The organism is Mesorhizobium australicum, assembly GCF_900177325.1.
In the GTDB taxonomy this organism is placed as follows: Bacteria; Pseudomonadota; Alphaproteobacteria; order Rhizobiales; family Rhizobiaceae; genus Mesorhizobium_A; species Mesorhizobium_A australicum_A.
On record NZ_FXBL01000004.1, the window covers coordinates 3,026,276 to 3,050,838 of the forward strand.

General features: G+C 64.1%; 25 protein-coding genes, 1 tRNA gene and 2 pseudogenes. 15 read left to right on the forward strand and 13 right to left on the reverse strand.

Going from position 1 to position 24,563, the window contains the following annotated elements; translation table 11 throughout:
- Positions 1 to 142 precede the first annotated feature (142 nt).
- Together recA and alaS are read left to right on the forward strand one after the other, a co-directional pair.
- The gene (gene recA, locus B9Z03_RS17415; protein WP_085465370.1) at positions 143 to 1,234 is read left to right on the forward strand and encodes a recombinase RecA; all 1,092 of its coding nucleotides are present in this window, start codon (positions 143 to 145) and stop codon (positions 1,232 to 1,234) included.
- Between the two features lie 180 nt (positions 1,235 to 1,414).
- Positions 1,415 to 4,075 carry an alanine--tRNA ligase gene (alaS, locus tag B9Z03_RS17420; protein ID WP_085465371.1) on the forward strand — a complete coding sequence of 887 codons (2,661 nt, stop codon included), beginning with the start codon at positions 1,415 to 1,417 and terminating at the stop codon, positions 4,073 to 4,075.
- Positions 4,076 to 4,201: 126 nt separating this feature from the next.
- On the opposite strand, the gene B9Z03_RS17425 is transcribed toward alaS, so the two are convergent.
- Both B9Z03_RS17425 and B9Z03_RS17430 read right to left on the reverse strand, forming a co-directional pair.
- A complete protein-coding gene (locus tag B9Z03_RS17425) occupies positions 4,202 to 4,840 on the reverse strand; it encodes a glutathione S-transferase family protein (protein WP_085465372.1) in 639 nt (212 codons plus the stop codon).
- A gap of 9 nt (positions 4,841 to 4,849) precedes the next feature.
- Entirely contained in the window at positions 4,850 to 6,061 is a 1,212-nt protein-coding gene (locus tag B9Z03_RS17430; RefSeq protein ID WP_085465373.1) for an NADP-dependent isocitrate dehydrogenase, read from the reverse strand.
- A 145-nt stretch (positions 6,062 to 6,206) separates the two neighbouring features.
- On the opposite strand from B9Z03_RS17430, the gene B9Z03_RS17435 reads away from it, so the two are divergent.
- Positions 6,207 to 7,100 (forward strand): alpha/beta fold hydrolase, encoded by an 894-nt coding sequence (locus B9Z03_RS17435; protein ID WP_085465374.1) that lies wholly within the window; start codon positions 6,207 to 6,209, stop codon positions 7,098 to 7,100.
- Positions 7,101 to 7,199: 99 nt separating this feature from the next.
- Positions 7,200 to 7,961 (forward strand): SAM-dependent methyltransferase, encoded by a 762-nt coding sequence (locus B9Z03_RS17440; protein WP_085465375.1) that lies wholly within the window; start codon positions 7,200 to 7,202, stop codon positions 7,959 to 7,961.
- Between the two features lie 79 nt (positions 7,962 to 8,040).
- Here B9Z03_RS17440 and B9Z03_RS17445 read toward each other — a convergent pair whose 3' ends face one another.
- Positions 8,041 to 9,009: a right-handed parallel beta-helix repeat-containing protein gene (locus tag B9Z03_RS17445; RefSeq protein WP_085465376.1), complete on the reverse strand. Its 969-nt coding sequence runs from the start codon at positions 9,007 to 9,009 to the stop codon at positions 8,041 to 8,043.
- A 153-nt stretch (positions 9,010 to 9,162) separates the two neighbouring features.
- On the opposite strand from B9Z03_RS17445, the gene B9Z03_RS17450 reads away from it, so the two are divergent.
- From B9Z03_RS17450 to ttcA, 6 genes are all read left to right on the forward strand, one after another.
- Positions 9,163 to 10,008 (forward strand): RNA methyltransferase, encoded by an 846-nt coding sequence (locus tag B9Z03_RS17450; RefSeq protein ID WP_085467719.1) that lies wholly within the window; start codon positions 9,163 to 9,165, stop codon positions 10,006 to 10,008.
- The gene (murI, locus tag B9Z03_RS17455) at positions 9,989 to 10,786 is read left to right on the forward strand and encodes a glutamate racemase (protein WP_085465377.1); all 798 of its coding nucleotides are present in this window, start codon (positions 9,989 to 9,991) and stop codon (positions 10,784 to 10,786) included. Before B9Z03_RS17450 ends, murI begins: the two co-directional genes overlap by 20 nt.
- A gap of 64 nt (positions 10,787 to 10,850) precedes the next feature.
- Positions 10,851 to 11,039: a DUF3008 family protein gene (locus B9Z03_RS17460; RefSeq protein ID WP_085465378.1), complete on the forward strand. Its 189-nt coding sequence runs from the start codon at positions 10,851 to 10,853 to the stop codon at positions 11,037 to 11,039.
- Positions 11,040 to 11,403: 364 nt separating this feature from the next.
- The gene (locus tag B9Z03_RS17465; RefSeq protein WP_085465379.1) at positions 11,404 to 12,249 is read left to right on the forward strand and encodes an SH3 domain-containing protein; all 846 of its coding nucleotides are present in this window, start codon (positions 11,404 to 11,406) and stop codon (positions 12,247 to 12,249) included.
- 242 nt (positions 12,250 to 12,491) lie between these two features.
- Positions 12,492 to 13,109, forward strand: coding sequence for a 30S ribosomal protein S4 (rpsD, locus tag B9Z03_RS17470; RefSeq protein WP_085465380.1), 618 nt, complete (start codon positions 12,492 to 12,494; stop codon positions 13,107 to 13,109).
- A gap of 95 nt (positions 13,110 to 13,204) precedes the next feature.
- Positions 13,205 to 14,044, forward strand: a complete 840-nt coding sequence (gene ttcA / locus B9Z03_RS17475; RefSeq protein ID WP_085465381.1) for a tRNA 2-thiocytidine(32) synthetase TtcA — start codon at positions 13,205 to 13,207, stop codon at positions 14,042 to 14,044.
- A gap of 12 nt (positions 14,045 to 14,056) precedes the next feature.
- Here the strand turns inward: ttcA and B9Z03_RS17480 are convergent, their stop codons facing one another.
- The 3 genes from B9Z03_RS17480 to B9Z03_RS17490 form a co-directional block, all read right to left on the reverse strand.
- Complete coding sequence (locus B9Z03_RS17480; protein ID WP_085465382.1) at positions 14,057 to 15,301, reverse strand: multidrug effflux MFS transporter; 1,245 nt, start codon at positions 15,299 to 15,301, stop codon at positions 14,057 to 14,059.
- A 107-nt stretch (positions 15,302 to 15,408) separates the two neighbouring features.
- Positions 15,409 to 15,744 (reverse strand): Grx4 family monothiol glutaredoxin, encoded by a 336-nt coding sequence (grxD, locus tag B9Z03_RS17485; protein WP_085465383.1) that lies wholly within the window; start codon positions 15,742 to 15,744, stop codon positions 15,409 to 15,411.
- Between the two features lie 136 nt (positions 15,745 to 15,880).
- The gene (locus tag B9Z03_RS17490; RefSeq protein WP_085465384.1) at positions 15,881 to 16,969 is read right to left on the reverse strand and encodes a DNA topoisomerase IB; all 1,089 of its coding nucleotides are present in this window, start codon (positions 16,967 to 16,969) and stop codon (positions 15,881 to 15,883) included.
- Positions 16,970 to 17,144: 175 nt separating this feature from the next.
- Between B9Z03_RS17490 and B9Z03_RS17495 the strand changes: the two genes are divergently transcribed.
- The gene (locus B9Z03_RS17495) at positions 17,145 to 17,480 is read left to right on the forward strand and encodes a hypothetical protein (RefSeq protein WP_244561771.1); all 336 of its coding nucleotides are present in this window, start codon (positions 17,145 to 17,147) and stop codon (positions 17,478 to 17,480) included.
- 187 nt (positions 17,481 to 17,667) lie between these two features.
- Positions 17,668 to 18,687, forward strand: a complete 1,020-nt coding sequence (locus B9Z03_RS17500) for a glycoside hydrolase family 25 protein (protein WP_085465385.1) — start codon at positions 17,668 to 17,670, stop codon at positions 18,685 to 18,687.
- Positions 18,688 to 18,704: 17 nt separating this feature from the next.
- Here the strand turns inward: B9Z03_RS17500 and B9Z03_RS30530 are convergent, their stop codons facing one another.
- From B9Z03_RS30530 to B9Z03_RS17515, 5 genes and pseudogenes are all read right to left on the reverse strand, one after another.
- Complete coding sequence (locus B9Z03_RS30530; protein ID WP_348529036.1) at positions 18,705 to 18,851, reverse strand: hypothetical protein; 147 nt, start codon at positions 18,849 to 18,851, stop codon at positions 18,705 to 18,707.
- Positions 18,852 to 18,863: 12 nt separating this feature from the next.
- A pseudogene (locus tag B9Z03_RS30535) lies at positions 18,864 to 18,980 on the reverse strand (hypothetical protein); the annotation flags it as partial.
- A gap of 25 nt (positions 18,981 to 19,005) precedes the next feature.
- Positions 19,006 to 19,245 (reverse strand): annotated as a pseudogene (locus B9Z03_RS30540) (flavin reductase); the annotation flags it as partial.
- Between the two features lie 80 nt (positions 19,246 to 19,325).
- Positions 19,326 to 19,400 (reverse strand) — tRNA-Glu (locus B9Z03_RS17510).
- A 98-nt stretch (positions 19,401 to 19,498) separates the two neighbouring features.
- A complete protein-coding gene (locus B9Z03_RS17515; protein WP_085465386.1) occupies positions 19,499 to 20,305 on the reverse strand; it encodes a DUF72 domain-containing protein in 807 nt (268 codons plus the stop codon).
- Positions 20,306 to 20,491: 186 nt separating this feature from the next.
- Between B9Z03_RS17515 and B9Z03_RS17520 the strand changes: the two genes are divergently transcribed.
- The 3 genes from B9Z03_RS17520 (at position 20,492) to B9Z03_RS17530 (ending at position 23,786) form a co-directional block, all read left to right on the forward strand.
- Entirely contained in the window at positions 20,492 to 21,316 is an 825-nt protein-coding gene (locus B9Z03_RS17520) for an aspartyl/asparaginyl beta-hydroxylase domain-containing protein (protein ID WP_085465387.1), read from the forward strand.
- A gap of 678 nt (positions 21,317 to 21,994) precedes the next feature.
- Complete coding sequence (locus tag B9Z03_RS30655) at positions 21,995 to 22,243, forward strand: BA14K family protein (protein ID WP_432417039.1); 249 nt, start codon at positions 21,995 to 21,997, stop codon at positions 22,241 to 22,243.
- Between the two features lie 412 nt (positions 22,244 to 22,655).
- Positions 22,656 to 23,786 carry a DUF4236 domain-containing protein gene (locus B9Z03_RS17530; protein ID WP_085465388.1) on the forward strand — a complete coding sequence of 377 codons (1,131 nt, stop codon included), beginning with the start codon at positions 22,656 to 22,658 and terminating at the stop codon, positions 23,784 to 23,786.
- Positions 23,787 to 23,927: 141 nt separating this feature from the next.
- On the opposite strand, the gene B9Z03_RS17535 is transcribed toward B9Z03_RS17530, so the two are convergent.
- Positions 23,928 to 24,170: a hypothetical protein gene (locus tag B9Z03_RS17535; RefSeq protein ID WP_085465389.1), complete on the reverse strand. Its 243-nt coding sequence runs from the start codon at positions 24,168 to 24,170 to the stop codon at positions 23,928 to 23,930.
- Entirely contained in the window at positions 24,139 to 24,462 is a 324-nt protein-coding gene (locus B9Z03_RS17540; protein WP_085465390.1) for a DUF4258 domain-containing protein, read from the reverse strand. The genes B9Z03_RS17535 and B9Z03_RS17540 overlap by 32 nt, the downstream gene beginning before the upstream one ends.
- Positions 24,463 to 24,563: the final 101 nt, after the last annotated feature.

Below are 24,563 nucleotides of genomic sequence, written 5' to 3' on the forward strand. Positions count from 1 at the left end.
GAAACGAAAAAAGAACATGGAGTGGAATACATATATTTTTCAATGAGTTGATACCCCTTGCCAAAAGAGAACAAAACGGATACAAATCACCATCGGACAAAGCGGCGCTCGGCCTTCATTGACGATCTAGGGGTGATGTATCATGGCTCAGAACACACTGCGGCTGGTTGAGGACAAATCGGTGGACAAGACAAAGGCTTTGGACGCGGCGCTGTCCCAGATCGAGCGCGCCTTCGGCAAGGGCTCGATCATGCGGCTCGGCCAGAACGAGCAGGTGGTGGAGATCGGCGTCGTGTCGACCGGCTCGCTCGGCCTCGACATCGCGCTCGGCGTCGGCGGCCTGCCGCGCGGTCGCATCATCGAGATCTATGGCCCGGAAAGCTCGGGCAAGACCACCATGGCGCTGCACACGGTCGCAGAGGCGCAGAAGAAGGGCGGCATCTGCGCCTTCGTCGACGCCGAACACGCGCTCGACCCGGTCTATGCCCGCAAGCTCGGCGTCGACCTGGAGAACCTGCTGATCTCGCAGCCCGATACCGGCGAGCAGGCGCTGGAGATCTGCGACACGCTGGTCCGCTCCGGTGCGATCGACGTTCTGGTTGTGGACTCTGTGGCGGCGCTAACGCCGCGCGCCGAAATCGAAGGCGAGATGGGCGACTCGCTGCCGGGCCTGCAGGCCCGCCTGATGAGCCAGGCGCTGCGCAAGCTGACCGCCTCCATCTCGCGCTCCAACACGATGGTCATCTTCATCAACCAGATTCGCATGAAGATCGGTGTCATGTTCGGCTCGCCCGAGACGACCACCGGCGGCAACGCGCTGAAGTTCTATGCCTCGGTGCGCCTCGACATCCGCCGCATCGGCTCGGTCAAGGACCGCGACGAGGTGACGGGCAACCAGACCCGCGTCAAGGTGGTGAAGAACAAGCTCGCACCGCCCTTCAAGCAGGTCGAGTTCGACATCATGTATGGCGAAGGCGTGTCGAAGACCGGCGAACTCATCGACCTCGGCGTCAAGGCCGGCGTGGTCGAGAAGTCGGGCGCCTGGTTCTCCTACAATTCGCAGCGCCTCGGCCAAGGCCGCGAGAACGCCAAGGAGTTCCTGCGCGCCAATCCCGAACTCGCCGGCGAGATCGAGCAGATGCTGCGCCAGAATGCCGGGCTGATCGCCGACAAGTTCCTCGAGACCGGCTCGGCGTCCGATTCCGATGATGCCGACGACGCGGCCGCAATGTAGTCGACCTGCGCAGGCGCAAGGACGTTTCGGGCCGCGGTCGATCCGCGGCCCTTTTCACGTCTGCGCCACTCTGCGCCACCAGCACGCCCCGCGCATTCTGGACAGTGCGGAAGGGCGCCGCTAAAAGGCCGAAGTCCAGAATTCCGCCGGGTTCCCGGCGTTCCCCGCAAAGGCACGAAGATGAGTGGCGTCAACGAGATCCGGTCGACCTTCCTCGACTACTTCCGCAGGAACGGCCACGAGGTGGTTGAGTCGAGTCCGCTCGTGCCGCGCAACGATCCGACGCTGATGTTCACCAATGCGGGCATGGTGCAGTTCAAGAACGTCTTCACCGGACTTGAGACGCGTCCCTACGTGCGGGCGGCGACGGCGCAGAAGAGCGTGCGCGCCGGCGGCAAGCACAACGACCTCGACAATGTCGGCTACACCGCCCGCCATCTCACCTTCTTCGAGATGCTCGGCAACTTCTCCTTCGGCGACTATTTCAAGGAACGCGCGATCGAGCTCGCCTGGAACCTGATCACCAAGGAGTTCGGGCTGGCGAAGGACAAGCTGCTCGTCACCGTCTATCACACCGACGAGGAGGCGGCCGGCTACTGGAAGAAGATCGCCGGCTTCTCCGACGACCGCATCATTCGCATCGCGACCTCGGACAATTTCTGGGCGATGGGCGACACCGGCCCCTGCGGCCCGTGCTCTGAGATCTTCATCGACCGCGGCGAGCACATCTGGGGCGGGCCGCCCGGCAGCCCGGAAGAGGACGGCGATCGCTTCCTCGAGTTCTGGAACCTCGTCTTCATGCAGTACGAACAGGTGACGAAGGAGGAGCGCATCGACCTGCCGCGTCCGTCGATCGACACCGGCATGGGCCTGGAGCGTATGGCCTCGATCCTGCAGGGCGTCGAGAGCGTCTTCGAGACGGACCTGTTCCGCCACCTGATCGACGCCGCCTCGTCCGAGATCGGCAAGGGCCCGGGCAAGGACAACGTCGCGTCCTACCGCGTCATCGCCGACCATCTGCGCTCGTCCTGCTTCCTCATCGCCGACGGTGTGCTGCCGTCGAACGAGGGGCGCGGCTATGTGCTGCGCCGCATCATGCGCCGCGCCATGCGCCACGCGCAGCTTCTCGGCGCCTCCGATCCGCTGATGTGGAAGTTGGTGCCGGCGCTGGTGCGCGAGATGGGCCAGGCCTATCCGGAGCTGAGCCGCGGCCAGGCGCTGATCACCGAGACGCTGAAGCTGGAGGAGACGCGCTTCAGGAAGACGCTGGCGCGCGGCCTCGGCCTGCTCGCGGATGCGACCGAAACGCTGCACGCCGGCGACATGCTGGACGGCGAGACGGCCTTCAAGCTCTACGACACCTACGGCTTCCCGCTCGACCTGACGCAGGACGCGCTGCGCCAGCGCTCGATCTCCGTCGATCTCGCCGGCTTCACCGATGCGATGGAACGCCAGCGCGCCGAGGCGCGGGCTAACTGGGCCGGTTCCGGCGAGGCCGCGACCGAGACCATCTGGTTCGGCCTGCGCGAAAAGCTCGGCGCGACCGAGTTCCTCGGCTACGACACCGAAAAGGCCGAAGGCGTCATCACCGCGATCGTGCGCGACGGCGCGGCGGTCGACGCAGCGACGGAGGGCGAGACCGTGTCGGTCATCGTCAACCAGACGCCGTTCTACGGCGAGTCCGGCGGCCAGATGGGCGACACCGGAATGATCTCGGGCGAAGGGGTGGCGATCGAGATCACCGACACGCAGAAGAAGGCCAACGGCGTTTTCGTCCATATCGGCAAGATCGTGTCGGGCAAGGCCAAGGTGGGCGCCGCGGTCGAACTCAAGGTCGACCATGCGCGCCGCGGCCGCCTGCGCGCCAACCATTCGGCCACGCACCTCATCCACGAAGCTTTGCGCGAAGTGCTCGGCACCCATGTCGCGCAGAAGGGCTCGCTCGTCGCGCCCGAGCGCCTGCGTTTCGACATCTCGCACAACAAGCCGATCTCTCAGGAGGAGCTCGAGCAGGTCGAGCGCATGGCCAACGAGATCGTCGTCCAGAACAGCCCGGTGACCACACGGCTGATGTCGGTCGACGACGCGATCGCGGAAGGCGCCATGGCGCTGTTCGGCGAGAAATACGGCGACGAGGTCCGCGTTGTGTCGATGGGAACGGCGCTGCATGGCCAGAAGGCGAACCGGCCCTATTCCGTCGAACTCTGCGGCGGCACCCATGTGCGGGCAACCGGCGACATCGGCCTGATCCGCATCGTCTCCGACGCCGCGGTGGCCGCCGGCGTACGGCGCATCGAGGCGCTGACCGGCGAGGACGCGCGCCACCATCTCGACGAGCAGGACCGCCGCCTCAAGGCGGTCGCATCCGCGCTCAAGGTCGGTCCGGGCGAAGTGCTTTCGCGCGTCGAGGGTCTTGTCGAGGAACGCCGCAAGCTTGAGCGCGAACTCACCGAGGCGCGCAAGAAGCTGGCGCTGGGTGGCGGCGGAGGGAGCGGGGCAGGGGAGACCGAAACAATCGCCGGTGTCTCCTTCACCGGGCGGGTTGTCACAGGCGTCCAGCCGAAGGACCTGAAGGGCCTCGCCGACGAGGCTAAGCAGGCGCTGGGCTCCGGAGTGGTGGTCTTCATCGGCGCGTCCGACGACGGCAAGGCGAGCGTCGTCGTCGCGGTGACGCCAGACCTTACCGGCCGTTTCAGCGCGGTCGACCTCGTCCGCGTGGCGGCAGACGCGCTTGGCGGTCAGGGCGGCGGCGGGCGTCCAGACATGGCGCAGGCCGGCGGCCCGGACGCGTCGAAGGGCGAGGCCGCGATCGCCGCCGTCAAGGCGGCCATGGCAGGCTGAGACAGCACGCAAGGTTCATGGGGCGGCGCCATAGGTGCCGCCAGCTTTGGTATCATCGGGCCGCAGGACGATTCGGCGGCGACGAGACCTGTCTCGTCACCGGCATGATCTCGCTTCATCCCCGCGTCAGTCGGATGGCTCGGTGACGATGAAGCTCTCCCGCCCGCGCATCGCGCGCCACCAGGTCGATATGTTGGGATGCCTGTCCAGCATTGCGCCGGCAATGTCGGCCTTCTCGAAATAGGCCATGACCGGAGCGAGATAGAGGTCGGCGAGAGAAATATCCTCGCCGGTCAGCCACGGCCCGCTTCGCTTCAGACGCGACAATTCGGAGAGGCAGGTTTCGGCGACCGGAACAGCCTTCGACACGCGCTCCGTGTCCGTCGTCTCGCCGCGTTCGGGTTTTGAGACGGTCTCGACATAGATATCCCAGACCAGCGTTCTGTAGGCGTAGGAATCGATGATTCCGATGATCTGGTTCATCACCGCTCGATCGCCTGGCGCGATCGGCTGGAGGAGCGGACCGTCAAACGCTTCGTCGACATAGCGGATGATTGGCCCGGTCTCGTAGAGATCGATGCCTGCATGCGAGAAGGCGGGGATGCGAAGGAAGGGATGTCGCTCGCGATACCAGGCGGGTGGTCCGCCCGGGGCGAAAATATCAACCGGAACAAGCTCATACGCCACGCGCTTCTCTTCGAGCGCGAGGCGGACTATCCGGACATAGACGCTGTAGTCCGATCCGTAGAGGGTCGGACCTTGCATCGGCGTGCCTCAGGCCATCGCCTTCTGCAGGTTCTCGTCGATCTTGTCGAGGAAGCCGGTGGTGGAGAGCCAGGGCTGGTCGGGCCCGATCAGCAGCGCCAGATCCTTGGTCATGTAGCCGCTCTCGACCGTCTGCACGCACACCTTCTCCAGCGTGTCGGCGAACTTCGCCAGTGCCTCGTTGTCGTCCAGCTTGGCGCGATGAGCGAGGCCGCGCGTCCAGGCGAAGATCGAGGCGATCGAGTTGGTCGAGGTCTCCTCGCCCTTCTGGTGCTGGCGATAATGGCGCGTGACCGTGCCGTGCGCGGCTTCGGCCTCGACGGTCTTGCCGTCCGGCGTCAAGAGCACCGAGGTCATCAGGCCGAGCGAGCCGAAGCCCTGCGCCACCGTGTCCGACTGCACGTCGCCGTCGTAGTTCTTGCACGCCCAGATGTAGCCGCCGGACCACTTGAGCGAGGAGGCGACCATGTCGTCGATCAGGCGGTGCTCGTACCAGAGCTTCCGCGCCTTGTATTCGGCGGCGAATTCCTTGTCGTAGATCTCCTGGAAGATGTCCTTGAAGCGGCCGTCATAGGCCTTGAGGATGGTGTTCTTGGTCGAGAGATAGACCGGATAGCCGCGCTGCAGGCCGTAGTTCAGCGAGGCGCGCGCGAAGTCGGCGATCGACTCGTCGAGATTGTACATGCCCATCGCGACGCCCGACGACGGCGCGTCGAACACTTCGTGCTCGATCACTTGGCCGTCCTCGCCGACGAACTTCATCGTCAGCTTGCCCTTGCCGGGGAAGCGGAAGTCGGTCGCGCGATACTGGTCGCCGAAGGCGTGGCGGCCGACGACGATCGGCTTGGTCCAGCCGGGCACCAGGCGCGGCACGTTCTTGCAGATGATCGGCTCGCGAAAAATCACGCCGCCGAGGATGTTGCGGATCGTGCCGTTGGGGCTCTTCCACATCTTCTTGAGCTTGAACTCCTCGACGCGCTGCTCGTCGGGGGTGATCGTGGCGCATTTCACGCCGACGCCGTATTTCTTGATCGCGTTCGCCGAATCGATCGTCACCTGGTCGTTGGTGGCGTCGCGGTGCTCGATACCGAGGTCGTAGTAGTGGAGGTCGATGTCGAGGTAGGGGTGGATCAACTTCTCCTTGATGAACTGCCAGATGATGCGGGTCATCTCGTCGCCGTCGAGCTCGACGACGGGGTTGGCCACCTTGATCTTCGCCATTGAATGCGCCTCTTTGAGAAAGTCGGAACCGCGGTTCCGCAGAGCCTTGGACTGGAGATTGGGCCGCTATAGCAAAGCCGTCCGGAAGGCGCAAACGATGCGAAGGGCTTAGGGCGGCTCATGCAGGGAGGAAGAGGAAATTCATATGTTCCAGCCTGAATTCATGGCGTTCGACGCCGGCGGCGTCACGCTGAACGTCGCGCATGCTGGCGACCGGTCGCGGCCGCTGATCATCCTGCTGCACGGCTTTCCTGAATACTGGGCCGCATGGCGCGAGGTGATGGCTGATCTCGCCTCCGATTTCTTCGTCGTCGCGCCGGATCAGCGGGGCTATGATCTCTCCTCCAAACCGGCGGGCATGGACGCCTACCGCACGAAGCACATGGTCGCCGACCTCGCGGCGCTCGCCGACCATTTGTCGCCGGGCAGGCCTTTCGTGCTCGCCGGGCACGACTGGGGCGCCTCTGTCGCCTATGCCTACGCCTTCGCGCATCCCGGCCGGCTCAGCCGCCTCGTCATCGCCAACGGCGTCCATCCCTGGTGCTTCCAGAAGGCGATCCATGACGATCCGGCGCAGCGCGAGGCGAGCCAGTACATCAACAAGCTGCGCGCTCCCGCCGCCGACGAACGCTTGGTCGAGGACGGTTTCCGGCGCACCCTGCGCATGATCGAGGGTTTTTCGCGGGCAGACTGGATGACTGGCGAGATCAGAGCCGGCTATCTCGACGCCTGGGGACAGCCCGGCGCGATGCCGGCCATGCTCAACTGGTATCGTGCTTCGCCCATCGACGTCCCGGAGCCCGGCGCGTCGGCGGCACGGACGGTGCTCGACACGATCCCGCCCGAGACAATGGCCGTGCGCATGCCCCATCTCGTCCTGTGGGGGGAGGAGGACCGCGCTTTGACGGCGTCGTGCCTCCAAGGGCTCGACCGCTTCGCGCCCGACCTGACCATCCAGCGCGTGCCGGGCGCGGGCCACTGGATCCTGCACGAACAGCCCGGAGCGGTCGCGGCCGCGATCAGGCATTTCGCCGCCTGAGGCCTTGCAGCGCGGGCCGCGAGGTGGGAATGCTGAAAAGCTACCGGCCCGGCAAGGGTCCGGGCGCGGTTGACCACTACTCACCGGAGAATGCACGACGTGGACAAGCGAAACCTGAGCCTCGACGAATCCCGCGCGTTGAAGCCGGGCGAGGAGCATTTCGCCGCCTATGTAGGACCGCCGAAGCAGTGGGATTTCATGGGGGCGACGCAATTTCGGCTGCTGTGCTCGCTCGGCCTGCGGCACCATCATCGCGTGCTCGACGTCGGCTGCGGCTCACTCAGGGCGGGGCGCTTCCTGATGCTCTATCTGGACAAGGGCAACTACTACGGCATCGAGCCAAACAAATGGCTCATCGACGACATGGTGGCGAAGGAACTGGGCGAGGAACTGATCAAGCTCAGGGCGCCTCATTTCAGCTATCGGGATGACTTCGACGCGACGGAGTTTGGCGTCGCGTTCGAGTTCATCGTCGCCCAGTCGATCTTCTCGCATGCAGGGCCCGACATCGTGGTGCCGGCGCTCAGATCGCTGAAGCGCTCGCTGGCGCCGGGCGGCCTCATGCTTGTCACTTTCCTGGACAGCATCCGGCGGCCGAACAGCCCGGTCGAAAAACCGGGCTGGACGTATCCCGGAAACACCGCGTACCTGCCGGAGCGGATCCTGCACTTCATTGGAGAGGCTGGTCTGGTCGGACGCGAACTGCCCTGGTACCACCCGCGCCAGAACTGGTATGCGATCGCGCACGAGCCGGCGCACCTGCCGCCAAAGGAGTTCGACGTCCACCTGACCGGCGAGGTCATGTCGGAGATCGACCTGTCGAAGAAGGCGGCGGCCCTGACCGGGCAGGAGGGGGCCTGACTCGAAAACGAAAAGGCCCGGCGCAGGCCGGGCCTTTGTCTTCAATGTGCGGACGGTCTTGTGCGTCCCGTGCGTTTGCTTATTGCAGAGCTATGGTGCCTCCAAAAGCCCCGTCGGTGCCGTTGCCGTTGAGCTGGTTGTTGCCGTAGCTGCGGATGTTGGCGCCGTTGATCGCATTCAAGCCGACGAGGTTGCCCGAGATGACAGACGAGCCGACCCGCACGATCGTATTTGCGCCCGAGGCGCGAATGCCGGTATCGCCGTTGCTCACGATCTGGCTGCCGGTGACCATGACCTTGCTGCTGCCCGGGTCTGCCTGAACGACAAGACCATGCGACGTCGAGTTGCTGATTTCACTATCGGTGACCGACAGCTGGATGGTTCCGGTCGTGCCGGTGCCGATGGCGCGGATTCCGACCCTGTTGTCGGTGAACAGCGATCCCTCGACCGAGACCGTCACGCTCGTGGAGCCAGTCGGCGAGATATCGATGCCCGCGCCGCTTGTCGTCGCGCCGTTGTTGGTGAAGACGGAATCACGCACCACGAGCTTCAGGTTACCCGAGGTCGCATTGACCATGATGCCGGCGCCGTTCGGCGAGGCGCCGTTGAAGTCGCGGAACACTCCCTTTTCGACGATCAGGGACGAGCCCTGAAGGAAACGGATGCCGTTGATGCCCGGCGTGGTGCCTGAGCCGTCGATATCGATACCGCGCAGCACCACGTCGATATCGGCGCCGTTGATGATGATGCCGGTCGTGCCTGACGCCAGGATGCTTCCCATCGTGTATTCGCAGGAGAGCGTGATCGATTTGGTGATCGTCACTGCACCGAAGCCGGCTGGGTCGAGGCAGTTGATGATGCCGTTCGTGGCTGTCTTGGAAATAGCGCCGGCAAAGGTCTTGCATGGCGCGGTGCGGCTGCACGGATTTACGTCGTCGCCGACGCCCGAGACCCAGGTGCGGGTCGCCTGCGCGGAAGCATTTCCGGCCAAGCCAATGAGTGCGGCAGCGGCAACAGCAGCAGCCGTGATGAGTGTCGAGACCTTCATGGTCGTTCCCTTAATTCGGAAAAAGCGCTCCTTCGCGCCGGCCTCCTTTAAACCTTGTCAAAATCTGACGCAACGGAAACTTATGCCTGCCTGAGCCGTGCTTGCGACGGCGCGGTGTTCCTTTCGGCGGCGTTTCATGTCACAGACGCGCGCATGCCCGGTGACCTTTCCCGTCCGCACGACATGCCACCCCCCGCTGTCATCCTCGTCGAGCCGCAGCTCGGCGAGAACATCGGCATGGTCGCACGCGCCATGGCGAATTTCGGTCTCGCCGAGCTGCGCCTGGTGAAGCCGCGCGACGGCTGGCCGAACGAGAGCGCACGTGCCACGGCAAGCCGCGCGGACCATGTGATCGACGGCGCGGTCGTGTTCGAGACCCTGCAGGACGCGGTGGCGGACCTCGTCTATGTCGGCGCGACCACCGCGCGGCCGCGCGACAACTTCAAGCCGGTCGTGGGCCCGGTCGAGGCGGGCCGGGGCTTGAGGGCGCGCAGCAGGGCAGGGCAGAAGACCGGCCTCCTGTTCGGGCGCGAGCGCTTCGGTCTGTTCAACGAGGAGATCGGACTGGCCGACGAGATCGTCACCTTCCCCGTCAATGCCGAGTTCTCGTCGCTCAACATCGCCCAGGCAGTGCTGCTCATGTCCTACGAGTGGATGAAGTCGGGCCTGGAGCACGAGACCGACACGGCCTTTGCCGGCCCTGACCTGACCCCGGCCGACAAGCGGCACATTCACGGCTTCCTCGGCCATCTCGAACAGGCGCTCGACACGCGCGGTTATTTCCGGCCCGCCGAAAAGAAGCCGAAAATGCTCGACAATGTGCGCGCTGTCTTCACCCGGCCAGGCTTCACCGAGCCGGAGGTGAAGGTGCTGCGAGGCGTGCTGGCTTCGCTCGATTATTTCTCGCCGAAAGAGCCGCGTGGTGCGGGCTATCCCGACCGCAAGCGGGACGCGGACGAGGCCGCGCGCAGGAGCGGGAATGGGAATGACATCGACTGACCGCCCCGTGCTGATGTTCGATTCCGGCATCGGCGGCCTGACCGTGCTGCGCGAGGCGCGCGTGATCATGCCGGATCGCCGCTTCGTCTATGTCGCGGACGACGCCGGCTTTCCCTACGGCGCCTGGGAAGAGAAGGCGCTGTCACGGCGCATCGTCGACCTGTTTGGCGGCCTACTCGCCACCCATCATCCGGAAATCGTTGTTGTTGCCTGCAATACGGCCTCGACCATCGTCCTGTCCGACCTGCGCGCGGCCTATCCGGCAACGCCCTTCGTCGGCACCGTGCCCGCAATCAAGCCGGCCGCGGAGCGCACTCGCTCGGGCCTCGTCTCGGTCCTTGCCACTCCCGGAACCGTCAAGCGCCAGTATACGCGCGACCTGATCGCGCAATGGGCGACGAAGTGCCATGTCCGCCTTGTCGGCAGCGACCAGCTCGCGGGCCTAGCGGAGACCTATATGCGCGAGGGTTTCGTCGACGAGGAGGCCGTACGCGCCGAGATCGCCCCGTGTTTCATCGAGAAGGACGGGCAGCGGACGGACATTGTCGTCCTTGCCTGCACGCATTATCCATTTCTCGCCAACCGCATGCGCAAGACCGCGCCCTGGCCTGTCGACTGGATCGATCCGGCCGAGGCCATCGCGCGCCGCGCCCTGTCGCTCCTTCCGTCCCGACGGGGGGATACCCCCGCGGGCGAGGACATCGCGATCTTCACCTCCGGCAAGCCCGATTTCGCCGGAAGACGGCTGATGCAGGGATTCGGCCTCAAGGTCGCCTGACGCTTCGCTGGAACCGGCGATATCCCGCCGCGTTGCTTGTCCACCACAGCGAGGAGAGCAAGCCATGCCCGCAAAGTTCAAGGCCCAGCAGAAAGCAGCCGGCGCCGCCCTGTCGGCCAAGCGCGGCGAGACGCCGAAATCGAAGCTCAAGGGCGCGTCGCGCGAGATGGTGGACTCGATGAGCGAAAAGCAGCTCGAGGAGTTCGCTGAGACCAAACGCAAGACGCTTCCCGAGCGCACAGCCAAGAAATAGCCGTTCCGGCATTCTGTTGTGTGCAACCCTAACGACCGTTCTCCTCTGAGCGGCCGTTTTCGGGCATGATATCAATCTCGAACGCGGGAAACGAAGCCCGTTCAAAGCGCTAGACACATTAACTTTTGTCAATATGATCAAATCTCGGCCACAATCGTCCCTGAAAAGACTTGGATAACAGGCGAAAAACAATCGTCCACAGACGCTGACATGCGATGCATGGGTGACGGGGGCGTCAGACTACACGGCCAGGCATAAGGCCGAACGTGGAGCCAACGACGTGATAACGACCAGGGACGTAGCCTACCGGGGGAATTCGGACGGCGAGATTCTTCCCAACGGAGTAGGTCAGGGCTATTTTGCAATGGGCGCCGCGTTCATCGCGGTGGGCGTAGGCTCCGCGGGCGCAGCCGTTCTGGCGATGTCGCTGCTTGCGAGCGACCTCCCCAATCCCATGCCGGAGCAGGAAATCATCCAGTCCGCCATGGCCGCCGAGCAGGTGCAGGTAGAGCCGGCGCCCGCCGAGAAGCCGATCTTCAGCGATATCGTTCCCGCCAACACCGGCGCCATGCAGGCCAGCGCTGCCGCCGTTCCTTTGCCTTCGCTCCCGGCCGCGACCAGGGAAGCGCCCGCGGAACTGGTCGCGCTCGGCGTCAGGGATCCCCGCTTCGCGCATGACGCAAGTGCCGCACGCGGCATCGAGGACCTCGGCGACATCTCCGATCTCGAACAGCCCGAAAATGCCTTCGTGCCGATGACGAGGCCCTCGCAGGCTCCTTTCGACAAGGTCGACGAGGCGGCGCAGGCTTCGCCCGAAAAGACAGCGGCCATCGTACCACCGCCGAAGGTCGAGGAAGAGGCGGCGGTGGAGGAACAGCCCGCCAAGGCGGAAGGCTCGGGCAAGCAGCCCATTGGCACCGCCCTGATGATCGACGACGCCAATATTCGCAGCCGCCCGAAAAAGGGGTCCAAGGTTATCGGGACAGTTCCCGCCAGGACGCAGGTCCAGCTCGTAGGCTGCAATCAGTGGTGCGAGATCGTCGTCAAGGGCAAGCGCGGCTTCGTCTGGGGCGAGTTCGTGCAGCGCGGCCGCGTCAGCGCGAAGATCCCCGTGTCGAAGGTCGCCGCGAAGGGCGCCGACACGGACAAGCCGGATGTCCTGCCGGCAAAGGAAACAGCGCCGCCGCCCGGCACCAGCCAGTCGCGTTGACAAATCGCGTCTTTGCGCTTATTCGACCGCCAACGCCGCGCAGAAATGCGCGGTGTTTCATTTGAACTATCTCGGGTGCGGTGTCTTAAGCGCCGGTCCCGATCAACTAACGTGTCCCGTGGGGTCTTTCCGCAAAGCGTGCGTGGAAGCCCCTGTCAGGTTCCGCAAAAGGGAGCCAGAGGAGGGCGCGTTTCCTTGAACCGATGCGCAAGCATCGGTTCGCAACATGTTGAGGAAATGCGATGAGCAAGCGCGAAGCCGCCAAGTACAAGATCGACCGCCGTCTCGGCGAAAATATCTGGGGTCGTCCGAAGTCCCCGGTTAACAAGCGTGAATACGGCCCCGGCCAGCATGGCCAGCGCCGCAAGGGCAAGATGTCCGACTTCGGCCTGCAGCTCCGCGCCAAGCAGAAGCTGAAGGGCCACTACGGCGACATCTCCGAGAAGCAGTTCCGCAAGACCTACGAAGAGGCCGATCGCCGTCGCGGCGACACCTCCGAGAACCTGATCGGCCTGCTCGAGTCGCGACTCGACGCGGTCGTCTACCGCGCCAAGTTCGTTCCGACGATCTTCGCCGCGCGCCAGTTCATCAACCACGGCCACGTCAATGTGAACGGCCGCCGCACCAATATCGGCTCCTATCTCTGCAAGCCGGGCGACGTGATCGAGGTGCGCGAGAAGTCGAAGCAGCTGGTGATCGTGCTCGAAGCAGCCCAGCTCGCCGAGCGCGACGTGCCGGACTATATCGAAGCCGACCACAACAAGATGGTCGCGAAGTATGTCCGCGTGCCGGGCCTCGCCGACGTTCCCTACGCGGTCCAGATGGAACCGAACCTCGTCGTCGAATTCTACTCGCGCTGATCCCTCGGCTCAGCGAATCTGCGAAAGGCCGCCTTTTGGCGGCCTTTTCATTTCCGGCCCGGCTCCGTAGTGTCCAATCCGCGCAAGATGAGATCATGAACGCTATCCCGGAACTGCCGCTCGACGATGCAGACGCCCGCTTGGCCGGGTTCTTCGCGCATGCGCCGCAGACCGTCGAGTTCAACAAGCTGCGCAAGCGGCTGCTGCGTTCGACGCGCCAGGCGATCGAGGATTTTGCAATGGCGCGGGCAGGGGGGCGCTGGCTGGTCGCGCTCTCGGGCGGCAAGGATTCCTACGGCCTGCTTGCCTTGCTGCTCGATCTCAAATGGCGGGGCCTGTTGCCGGTCGAACTGCTGGCCTGCAATCTCGACCAGGGCCAGCCGAATTTTCCCAAGCATATCCTGCCCGATTACCTGACCCGGATCGGCGTCGCGCACCGGATCGAATACCGGGACACCTATTCAGTCGTCACCGACAAGATCTCCAAGGGCGCGACCTACTGTTCGCTCTGCTCGCGCCTGCGCCGCGGCCACCTCTATCGCATCGCGCGCGAGGAGGGCTGCTCGTCGCTGGTGCTCGGCCATCATCGCGAGGACATCCTCGAGACGTTCTTCATGAATCTGTTCCATGGCGGGCGGCTGGCGGCGATGCCGCCCAAATTGATGAGCGACGAGGGCGACGTGATGGTGCTGAGGCCGCTCGCCTACTGCGCAGAGGCTGACCTCGCCAAGTTCGCCGAGGCGATGCAGTTCCCGATCATCCCGTGCGATCTCTGCGGCAGCCAGGACGGGCTCCAGCGCAACGCCATGAAGGCCATGCTGGAGGACATCGAGCGTCGCATGCCCGGCCGCAAGGATACCATGATCCGGGCGTTCGCCAATGTGCGGCCGAGCCATCTGCTCGACCGCAAGCTGTTCGACTTCGCGGCCCTCTGACCCGACAGACCCTTAGTGGCCACCCGGCGCCGACGTGCCGAAGAGCCGGCCGCGCTCGGCGAGCAGCACCAGCACCAGCGCGACGATCGACACGCCGCAGAAGCCCGCCGCGAGCGGCGTGACGGTACCGTCGAAGGCCTGGCCGATCAGCGCGCCGACGATGCCGCCGCCGAGCGTCTGGATGAAGCCCTGGATCGACGACGCCGTGCCGGCGATATGGCCGAGCGGCTCCATGGCGATCGAGTTGAAGTTCGACCCGATCCAGCCGAACTGCATCATCGCCAGCGCGAACAGGACGACGAAGGCGGTGAGCGGAACCGGTCCCGTCAGCGACCAGGCGAACCAGATTGCGCTGACTGCGAGAAAGCCGAGCAGGGCGCCGTGCGACAGCCGGCGCATGCCGACGCGCGAAACGAGACGCGAGTTGACGAAGGACGACACCGCCATCATGCCCGCCACTACTGCGAACAGGATCGGGAACAAGGTACCAAGCCCGTAGATCCCGACATAGATCTGCTGCGCCGAGTTGATGAAGCCGAACAGCGCCGCGAACACCGCCGTCGAGGCGAGCGTATAGCCGAGCGAAGTGCGATTCGAGAGCACGATGGCGAACCCTTGCATGATCGAGGCGAAGTCGATCGCGCGCCTGTCTTCAGGATGCAGCGTCTCGGGCAGCCGCACCCAGGTCCAGACGGTGACCGCGGCCGCGATGGCGGCCATCAGCACGAAGATCATGTGCCAGTTGGCAAAGATCATCATCAGCTGGCCGAGGGAGGGGGCGATGACCGGGATGACCATGAAGGTCATGAAGATCAAAGACATGACCTCGGCCATGGCACGCCCGCCGAACCGGTCGCGCACCACCGAGACGGCGATGACGCGCGTCGACGCCGCGCCCACGCCCTGGATGAATCGTAGTGCGAGCAGCACCTCGAACGTCGGCGCGAAGACCGCGGCAAAGGCTGCGAGCACGTAAATCGTAAGGCCGACGAGCAGCGGTCCGCGCCGCCCGAAGCGGTCGGAAAGCGGCCCGTAGATCAGAAGTGCGGCTGCCATGCCGCCGAAATAGGCGGAGATCACGTATTGGCGGTGGTTCTCTTCGGCGACGTTGAGGCTCTCGCCGATCTGCTGCAGGCCGGGCAGCATGATGTCGATTGCCAGCGCGTTGAGCGCCATGAGGGCAGCGGCGAGCGCGATGAATTCCCAGCGCGAGAGCGAATCCTGGCGCGTCTCGGCCAGAGGTGTCTTCTGGTCCATAGTCTTGGTCCAATCGGTCGTCTGAAAATGCAAAGGGATGCGCGGTCGCCCGTCACATCCCCTGGCGAAGGGCGCCTGAGCGGCGCCCGTAAATTTTTGTCAGTCGATCAGGCAGCGCCTTTGACGCTGATGCCCTTCTCGTCGAGGAAGCCCTGCAATTCGCCGGCCTGAAACATCTCGCGGACGATGTCGCAGCCGCCCACGAACTCACCCTTCACGTAGAGCTGCGGGATGGTCGGCCACTGCGAATATTCCTTGATGCCCTGGCGGAGCTCGTCGGAGGTCAGGATGTTGACGCCCTTGTAGTCCACGCCGAGATAATCGAGGATCTGCACGACCTGACCCGAGAAGCCGCACTGCGGGAAGCCCGGGGTGCCCTTCATGAAGAGGACGATGTCGTTGCTCTTGACCTCGTTGTCGATGAACTCTGCGATCGCGCTCATGGTGGTGCCTTCCGTGGCTGCGGCCTGATCCGGGCAGGCGCGTAGCTATAGTGACCTTTGCCAGATTACATAAGCGATCCGGTAGGAGCTGTCGAGACGAGCAGGTCACCTTTCGTAACCATGCTGACGGCAAATGTCAGGCCGGCCGCCGCTCCAGCCATCGCAGCAGCGTCATCTCGCTCTCGGACAGGCCGGATGGCAGCTTGCGGAAGCTTCGCCGTGCCGCCGTGAGCGACGCGGCGAGGCCGCCCGCGATCCAGTCTTCGATCAGCGCGGGATGGACATAGCAGTTGCGGCAGACCGCGCGGGTGTTGCCGAGATGCGAGGCGACCTGATCCACCGCCTCGTTCAGCGCCCTGCGTTGCCCCGCCTGCGTCTCGGGTAACTCGGTGGCCGCGAGAACCTCGGCCGCCAGCACGCTCCCTCCCCAGGTGCGGAAATGCTTGGACGTAAAGGGCGAACCGGTCGCCTCGCGGATATAGGCATTGATGTCATCGGAGCGGATGCGGCGGCGGGCGCCGTCTCCGTCGAAATACTGGAACAGATGCTGGCCGGGAATGTCCTGCGCTCCCTTCACGACCCGCGCTATTCGCCGATCAGAGAGCCTTAGCCGCCATTCCTTGCCCGACTTGCCTTTGAACGCGAAGCGCAGGCTGGCGCCCTCGATCTCGACATGCCGGTCCCTCAGCGTGGTGAGGCCGAACGAGCCGTTGTCGCGCGTATAGGAGGAGTTGCCGACGCGGATCATCGTCTTGTCCAGCAGCCGCACCACCGCCGCCGCGACGCATTCGAACGACAGGGTGCGGCGCCGCAGGTCCGTGTCGATCGCCGCGCGCAAGCGCGGCAGAGCCCGCGCAAAGTCAACGAGGGAGCCGTATTTGGCCTCGTCGCGACAGGCGGCCCACCGCGCGTGGTAACGATACTGCTTGCGGCCCTTATGGTCGCGGCCGGTGGCCTGGATGTGACCCTCGGGATCCTCGCATATCCAGACGTTCGTCCACGCCGGCGGGATGGCGAGGGCCCGTATCCGGGCGAGCACCTCGTCGTGGTCGATCCGGCGTCCCCGGCTGTCCACATAGGAAAAGCCGCGGCCGGCCCCACGGCGGCGGATGCCGGGCTCGCCGTCGTTCACATAGACCAGCGCGACGAGTTCGGCGGCCTGCTTCGTCAGGTCGGAAGGGCCGTTGCGATCCTCGAGACTGTGCGGGTGGGAGAGTTCCGTCATGCCAGCCAGCTAACTGCCAGCGCGCGCTGCGGTTCCATGCGCCTGTGGCACACGAGTGACCATATGACGGTTACATGACGTGATCCCTTGTCAGTCCGGTACGACGGGCGCACGATTCCACAAAAGCAGTTTGCGGAGCGAATCGCGCCCAAGGAGCAGACCAAAGGAGAAGGTCATGCTCTTCAAGCAAATGATGCCCACGCGTGCCAGTGTGCGTGCCGCGTTCCTCCTGACGACCGTGTCGGTTGTGCCTGCCGCGAGCGCCCATGAAGCGCCGAAGGGCTGGGCGTATCCGCTGTCGTGCTGCTCGAACTTCGACTGCAAACCGGTGTCGAACGGTTCGGTCAGCGAGCGGCCGGAGGGCTATGTCATCAGCACCGGCGAGGTGGTGGCCTACAACGACAAGCGCATCCGCAATTCGCCCGACGGCGAGTTCCACTGGTGCGCGCACCAGTCCGGCCTGGACGCGGGCCGCACCATCTGCCTGTTCGTGCCGCCGCGGGGCTTCTGAGGGCAGCTGAGGAACCATGACTGGCATGGCCCGCCGTGACGAACGCGGCGGGCACGCAGCGGCGCATTCAAGCGTTACCGATCATGGTAAAGATCGGATTCAATCTTTCTTGGTAATTTCCCATTCATAAAGAGGCTGGTCTTTCCGGGCGCTGCTCGGTCCTTCTCGTATTGCGTAACGGTCCGACATGCGACTTTCCCCTCTCGTCGTCTCGCTCCTTGCCTGCGTCGCACTCGCCGGCTGCATGTCGAGCAATGCCGCCGATGTGCTCAAGGTCGGCGCCTCTTCCGAAACCACAGCCTCCGTCTCCGGTCCGCGCCCAGCCGAAGTGGTGGGGCTGGCTGAGGAGCAGCAGACCATGATCGAGGCAGACGCCGACGTCGACCCGGTCAAGGTGTCCGCGCTCGCCCCTCCGGACGTGATCGACGAGCCCGCCGTCAAGGCCGTTGCCCTCGTCACCCCGCCGACGCCGACGGCACGGCCCGAGACGCGCCGCTATGGCGCGGTCCAGCGGCAGCGCTTCCGCGACGCCAAGCCGATCAACTTCGGCAAGCGCAAGCCGGCCGACTATGCCGTTCACGGTGTCGACGTCTCGCGCTGGCAGGGCGAGATCGACTGGGTGAAGCTGCGCAGCCAGGGCGCCAACTTCGCCTACATCAAGGCCACCGACGGTGGCGACCATCTCGACCCGATGTTCCGCAAGAACTGGCGCGAAGCCGATGCCGCGGGCCTGAAGCGCGGCGCCTATCACTTCTTCTACTGGTGCCGCAGCGCCTCCAGCCAGGCCGACTGGTTCATCCGCAACGTGCCGAAGGACCCGAACGCGCTGCCGCCGGTGATCGACGTCGAGTGGAACCATCTCTCCGCCTGCAAGAAGCGGCCCTCGCGCGCCACCGTGCTCGAGAAGATGCAGGTGTTCATGGACAAGATCGAGGCGCATTACGGCCAGCGCCCTGTCATCTACACCGCGCCGGATTTCTACGGCGACAATCTGAAGAACGCTTTCCAGAACTACCCCTTCTGGCTGCGCGCAGTCGCCCAGCATCCCTCCAAGGTCTATCCAGGCCGCGACTGGGTGTTCTGGCAGTATTCGGGATCGGGCCTGTCGCACGGCGTGAAGGGCAAGATCGATCTCAACGTCTTCTCCGGCTCCGAATCCGACTGGCGCCGCTGGCTCGGCAAGCAGGAACGCGTCGCGGCGAACTGACCTGGCGGGCGAGGGGGCTACAGTCCGCTCGGCAGCTTCGAACGCATCATCTCCCTGCGGTCGATCCTGCGTCCGTCGACGATGAACGTGCCGTCGCCGACCGCGTGGATGGTCCGCTTCTCCTTCCGGGCACTGTCGAAATAGGCGGCAATCCCCTCCAGCACGACGATGCCATGCCGCTCGACGATGTCGACGACGCGGCACTCGACATTTGCGAGACACTGCCCGATCAGCGGCGCCCGTATATGCTTGGCCTTGACGGGCGAGCCCGAACTTTTCGAACTTGTCCGTATCCTTGCCGGAGCACGTTCCCACGCCGACGACCGTGTCGATCATGTCGACGGTCGGAACCGCGATCACGCATTCCCGCGTGTCGCGCAGGGCCGCATAGGAATGGTTCCACGGCCCGGTCGTCAGCGCGAATGTCGGCGAGAAGTCCATCACCATGGTCCAGGGGATGGTCATCGCATTGTCCTTGCGGCCGTCGCTCGTGGTCACCAGCACGACCGGCCCCGGCTCCAGCAGCGTGAACGCCCTGGCAATCGGCAAGCCCTCCATCTCCGCCTCCGTGACACGAACCACGCCAGCATGAACAGGCTGGGTCCAGCTGTCGAGGCGGATGTTCGGGAGGAGGAAGGTGGTACGCCCTAGGGGAGTCGAACCCCTCTCTGCACCGTGAAAGGGTGCCGTCCTAACCGATAGACGAAGGGCGCGTAGCCGAGGCGGCTTATAGTCAGCTTCGCCGGGACGGGCAACCCGGACGGCAGAGGAATTTTCGCTTTTTTGCCGCAGCCGCCGGAGGAGTGTCCGCTCAGCCTGCAACCCGCTCCATGAACGCCATCGCGCCCTGCGGCGCGCGGATCTTGCCCTCGTGGATGATGTAGACGAACACGTCGCGCGATACCTTCTTTGCCTTCCGCGCCGGGTCGGCATAGGGCAGGTCGTCGGGCTGGCCGCCCTCGGCCCAGATCCTGGCCCGCCTGGCCCAGCCGTCGAGATCCTTCGGCGCATAGGCAGTCGCGATGTCGTCCGAACCGCGCTGCAGGCGGGCATAGACGAAATCCGCCGTGATGTCGGCGAATTCCGGATAGTCGAAATGATGCGCGTAGCAGATCGCGCAGCCATGCTTCTCGGCGAGCGCGACGAAGTCCGGCACGGCAAACGAGCCGTGGCGCACCTCTAGCACATGCCTGAGCTTCACGCCGGCATGGGTTTGCGGCAGAAGCTTCAGGAAGCCCTCAAAATCGTCCGGCTCGAATTTTTTCGTCGGCGCGAACTGCCAGACCAGCGGCCCGAGTTTTGGCCCAAGCTCCTCCAGCCCTTGCGAGAAGAACTTCGCCATCGACTCTCCGGCCTCGGACAGCACCTTGCGGTTGGTGACGAAGCGGTTGCCCTTGATCGAGAAGACGAAGTCTTCCGGCGTCTCGGCCGCCCATTTGGCATAGGTCGCCGGCGTGAAGCCCGAATAGTAGGTGCCGTTGACCTCGATGGTCGGCACCTGCCGCGAGGCGAATTCGAGCTGCCGCTTCTTCGGCAGCGTGTCGGGATAGAACGTGCCCTCCCAGGGCTCGAAGGTCCAGCCGCCCATTCCCGCGCGGATCGTTCCGGCCTTGCTCATCACGCCTCCCATCGATGTCGCCGGACAGAACTTATGTCGCAAGGGGCCACGGGTCCATCGCGGCGGCACGCTGCCCGCCAGCCTCCTGACATATGGTGCCGGGCTTCGCATCACATTCACAGGCGCCGGTTACGGGTGTAATGAAGCAAGCCGCCGGTGGGGACCGGCCCCGGAGCCAGTCACCTCATGCCGATATCCGCCAAACTCGCCCGCAAGCTCGCCGTCGCCGCCGTCGTCGTCCTTGCCGGCCTCTGGTTCATCCCGGTCGTCACCATCGTATGGCTTGCCTGCGGGCTGATCGACGTGATGCGCAACACGCGCCGCGACGCGATGGTGTTCGAGCGTTACTTCCTCGGCAACGGCATCCCGACCTTCCTTCTGTCGCCGTTCAACCTGTTGATCGACCTCCTGTCCTACCGCAACAAGGGCATCTGGAAAATGGAGGACCTGCCGCCGGCCTGGCGCGAGGAGGTCGAGTTCGTGCTTGGCACCTTCCGCACCCGCAAGGACGAGATCGTCGGCGACATCGACAAGGTGTTCGAGGCCGGCCGGCGCGGCATGTATGTCTTCTCCTGGTACGGCAAGGAGAACCCGCACAACATCGAGGAGTTCAAGCGCGAGTTCAAATACATCAAGACGATCGCCGTCTCGGTGTTTTCGAAGCGCGAATCGACCACCTTCCATTACGGCCCGCTGAGGCTGACGCTGCGCGTGCTCTACAATCTCTCGCCGGTGAAGACCGACCAGATCTTCATCGAATGCGGCAACGCCAAGCACTACTGGCACGACGACCCGCTCTACATCTTCGACGACACGCTGATCCACCGCTCGGTCAACGAATACGACGCGCGCCGCTATTGCGTGTTCATGGACATCGTGCGGCCGACGCCGTTCCCGGGGCTGCTGTCGGCGCTCGTCTCGGTCGTGTCGCTGATCGCCTCCAAGATCAACGCCATCTTCTACAAGAACTGGAAGATGTTCCGCCCCGCACCCAAGCCCGCCGCGAACTGAGGCGCGGCCGCGCGGGACAGGGCGCGCCGGGCGCAGCAGGCACCGGATGGCGCGGTGGAGACGGCGGGGCAGGGGCCGCCGCCGACACACGCGGCCGTGACGACAAGCGACGCCAGCACCAGCCTCGGCGCCTCCCGGTCTTCTCGATCGCCCTGTTCCAGCCACCGCCGCCTCCGCTCTGGCCGGCCAAGCCTCGCGCCGGTCGCCTGGGGCGCGGGAGACCCTGGCGCTTCGTCATCCCGGCGACCGGAGGTCAGCCGGGATCGATTGGCGGTCGGAATCCTGGCGCAAGAAGCGGCCAATCGCGAAGAGGAATGGATACCGGGTCGCCTTCGGCGCCCGGTATGACGGAAGGAGGGGGGACGCCTGCGAACCTCAAAGCCGCTTGGCCCGGGAGACTGTAGCTCGACTCGCAAGACTTTTCGGTCCGACGCGCGCGCCGCGTTTGCAGATCGTTAACCCTGCCTCCGGAACGCAGGGCACCTTCGCCCCCGCCGGTGGTTGTATGCAGCGCTGCAGTCGATGGAGCCTGAGATGTGGAAAGCTGCGCTGGGTCTTGCCGCGATACTGCTCGCGGCCTCGCCGGCGGGGGCGGGCGAATGGCAATATGATCCCGCCACCGATGTGATCTATCACGGCTCCGTCCCGGTGGCCCGTTGGTATAACGAGCGTCCCGCGATGGAGACGGGGGCGCGGCGTTATCACAGCCCGCGGCATTATCGCCTCCGGCACGTGCCGAGGTGCCCGCATCGGCTGTGCGGCTATCCGCTGCCGATCTACAAGGCGCACCGCCCGCTCCCGCCGCTCCAGGGCCCTACCGCGCACGTCGACTGGTGCGCGGCGCGCTACCGGTCGTACGACGCGTGGACGGATACGTATCAGCCGTATCATGGGCCGAGGCGATATTGCCGGTCACCTTATAGGTGAGGGTGCGAGCGGCCCGGCGCCGCCTGTCCTTCTCCCCGTTCACGGGGAGAAGGTGCCCGAAGGGCGGATGAGGGGCATTGCGCGAGCCCTCGAAAGTCGGGGCTGCCCATCATCTGGCTGCCGCCATCTTCTCCCCGTGAACGGGGAGAAGGACGCAGCTCGAACGCCCGCACCCTCGTCACCCTCTGCGCTGACTTCGGCTTCATTGAACGGCCGGTCAACGGCACCCATGCGTTGATGGCCGGAGAATTGCGCGGCCGGACGATTATTCCGACCCTGCAGAGCGAGTGGCATCAGCGGCCAGCGTCTGACTTAGCTCCCAGATCAAATCAGCTTCCAATGAATGTTGGCAAACGGCTTGCCAAGTAGTTCTCAAAGGAACGAATATTGAGGCGCTGGTGGGGAGGGGCCAATGCCGTTTTATTTTCGCAAGTCGGTGAGCGCAGGGCCTTTCAGGTTTAATTTCTCTAACGGAGGCGTCGGAGCGTCGGTTGGCATCAAAGGGTTGCGGTTTGGAACCGGACCTCGCGGCCACTACGTGCATGCGGGTCGTGGCGGCATCTATTATCGAGCGACGATTGGCCGTGCTGGTGAGGCACGTGCTTCGCGCCAACCGTCGCAGTTCGAGGCGCCCGTCCCCAGCGCTCCAATTCAGATCGATGGCGTTCAGATGATCGAAGTCGACTCTGGAGATGTGTTGGCAATGAGAGATGAGGCGTTCGGGGAACTCTTGGACGAAATCAACGGAAAGCGCCGGCAGGTGAAAATGGGGTCCGTTCTCGGCTGGTCCGTTGGCATCGTTGGCATACTGACGATGATGGTTGCCGGGATCATGGGAGTATTTGTCGCCCTGTGTGCGATCCCTGCGTGGCTTATGGGAAGATGGCTGGATTCGTATCGCCGCACGACGGTCTTGTTCTACGACCTCGAGCCGGACGCCATGAAGGCATACGAAGAATTGGTCAGCGGCTTTGATGCAATGATGTCTTGCGGCGGCAAATGGCACGTTGAGGCCGGCGGCGCGGTGAACGATCTAACGACCTGGAAGCGCAATGCGGGGGCGTCTCACATCGTCCGCAAAAAACCTACCGTGCTTGATTTTAGGCTGCCGGCGACGTTAGCGTCCAATATCACACCGCCGGCGCTCCATGTCGGGAAGCAGGTGATCTACTTTCTGCCTGACGTCGCACTTGTTGAAGATGGCCACAAAGTCGGAGCGGTCGGGTATTCTGATCTTTCAATCGTCTGGCAGGATTCGAATTTCATCGAGGACGGACCTTTGCCGCGAGATGCACAGGTGATCGGCCATACATGGAAACATCCAAATAAGAATGGTGGTCCTGATCGCCGATTCCGAGACAACAGGCAAATCCCGATCTGTCGATATGAGATATTGCACTTCACCAGCAGCAGCGGCGTGAACGAGTTGGTGGAGTTTTCCAAAACCGGTGTCGCGCGGCTTTTCGTGTCCGGCGTGAAGAAACTTCCGATCAACCCCGCAATTACTCGGCGTCCAGAACAGCATCTCCAGATTACGAGATGAAGAATGGCAATTCGTTTGACTCAAAGCCGAACGGCCATCTGCTCAAAGCAATTCAATCAGCCAGCGAGACGCGTAAATCTCCAACCGAACTGGTCTCCCCGCCGACAGCACCTTCGGAACCTATCCCTTATCGCCGCTCGCTTACGCCACCTTCGTCAGCTCGAACACTTCCCCGTGCCGGGCCGCGCCGGCGATGTCGCCGCCGCGCAGCGCCCTGCGCACCTCGTCGAGCTTGAGTGCGTCGCCGGATGAAAGGTACGGGCCCCAATTGGTCGGGTCGTCGGTCTCGTAGATCAGCGTAACGGGAACCTTGGCGATGTAGCCGTTTTCCTCGACGAGCCGCGTCACCTGTTCACGCCTTGCGTCGGGTTGTGGACTGCTCATCCCACTTCTCCTTGTCAGGCAGATAGACCGTCACGAGAACGGCATGAACCGCATTTGCATTGATCATACCCCAGACCACGTGGATGGGGCCAGTCGCTAGAACATGCCGAGCGAGGAAGGACGGTCCCATCCTGCCGGCGATATAGGTCTCGATGATCGACCAGGACGGGATGCTTGCCAGAATGTCCGAGAGCAGGAGGCCGCGTTCGTCCAGCCGGCCTTGCGCATGATCCGAGACCCTGAATTTGCCGCTCTCGATACGCCGGCGTATCTGATCGACAAGGTCGTCCATGACTACTCCGCCGCCTCGCGCTGTTGCCCTTGGCTATGGCCTCAGGCGTTTGTTCACTCGCAAGCCCATGAAAGCCCATTTAGTGGCTTTCTGTTTGCAGC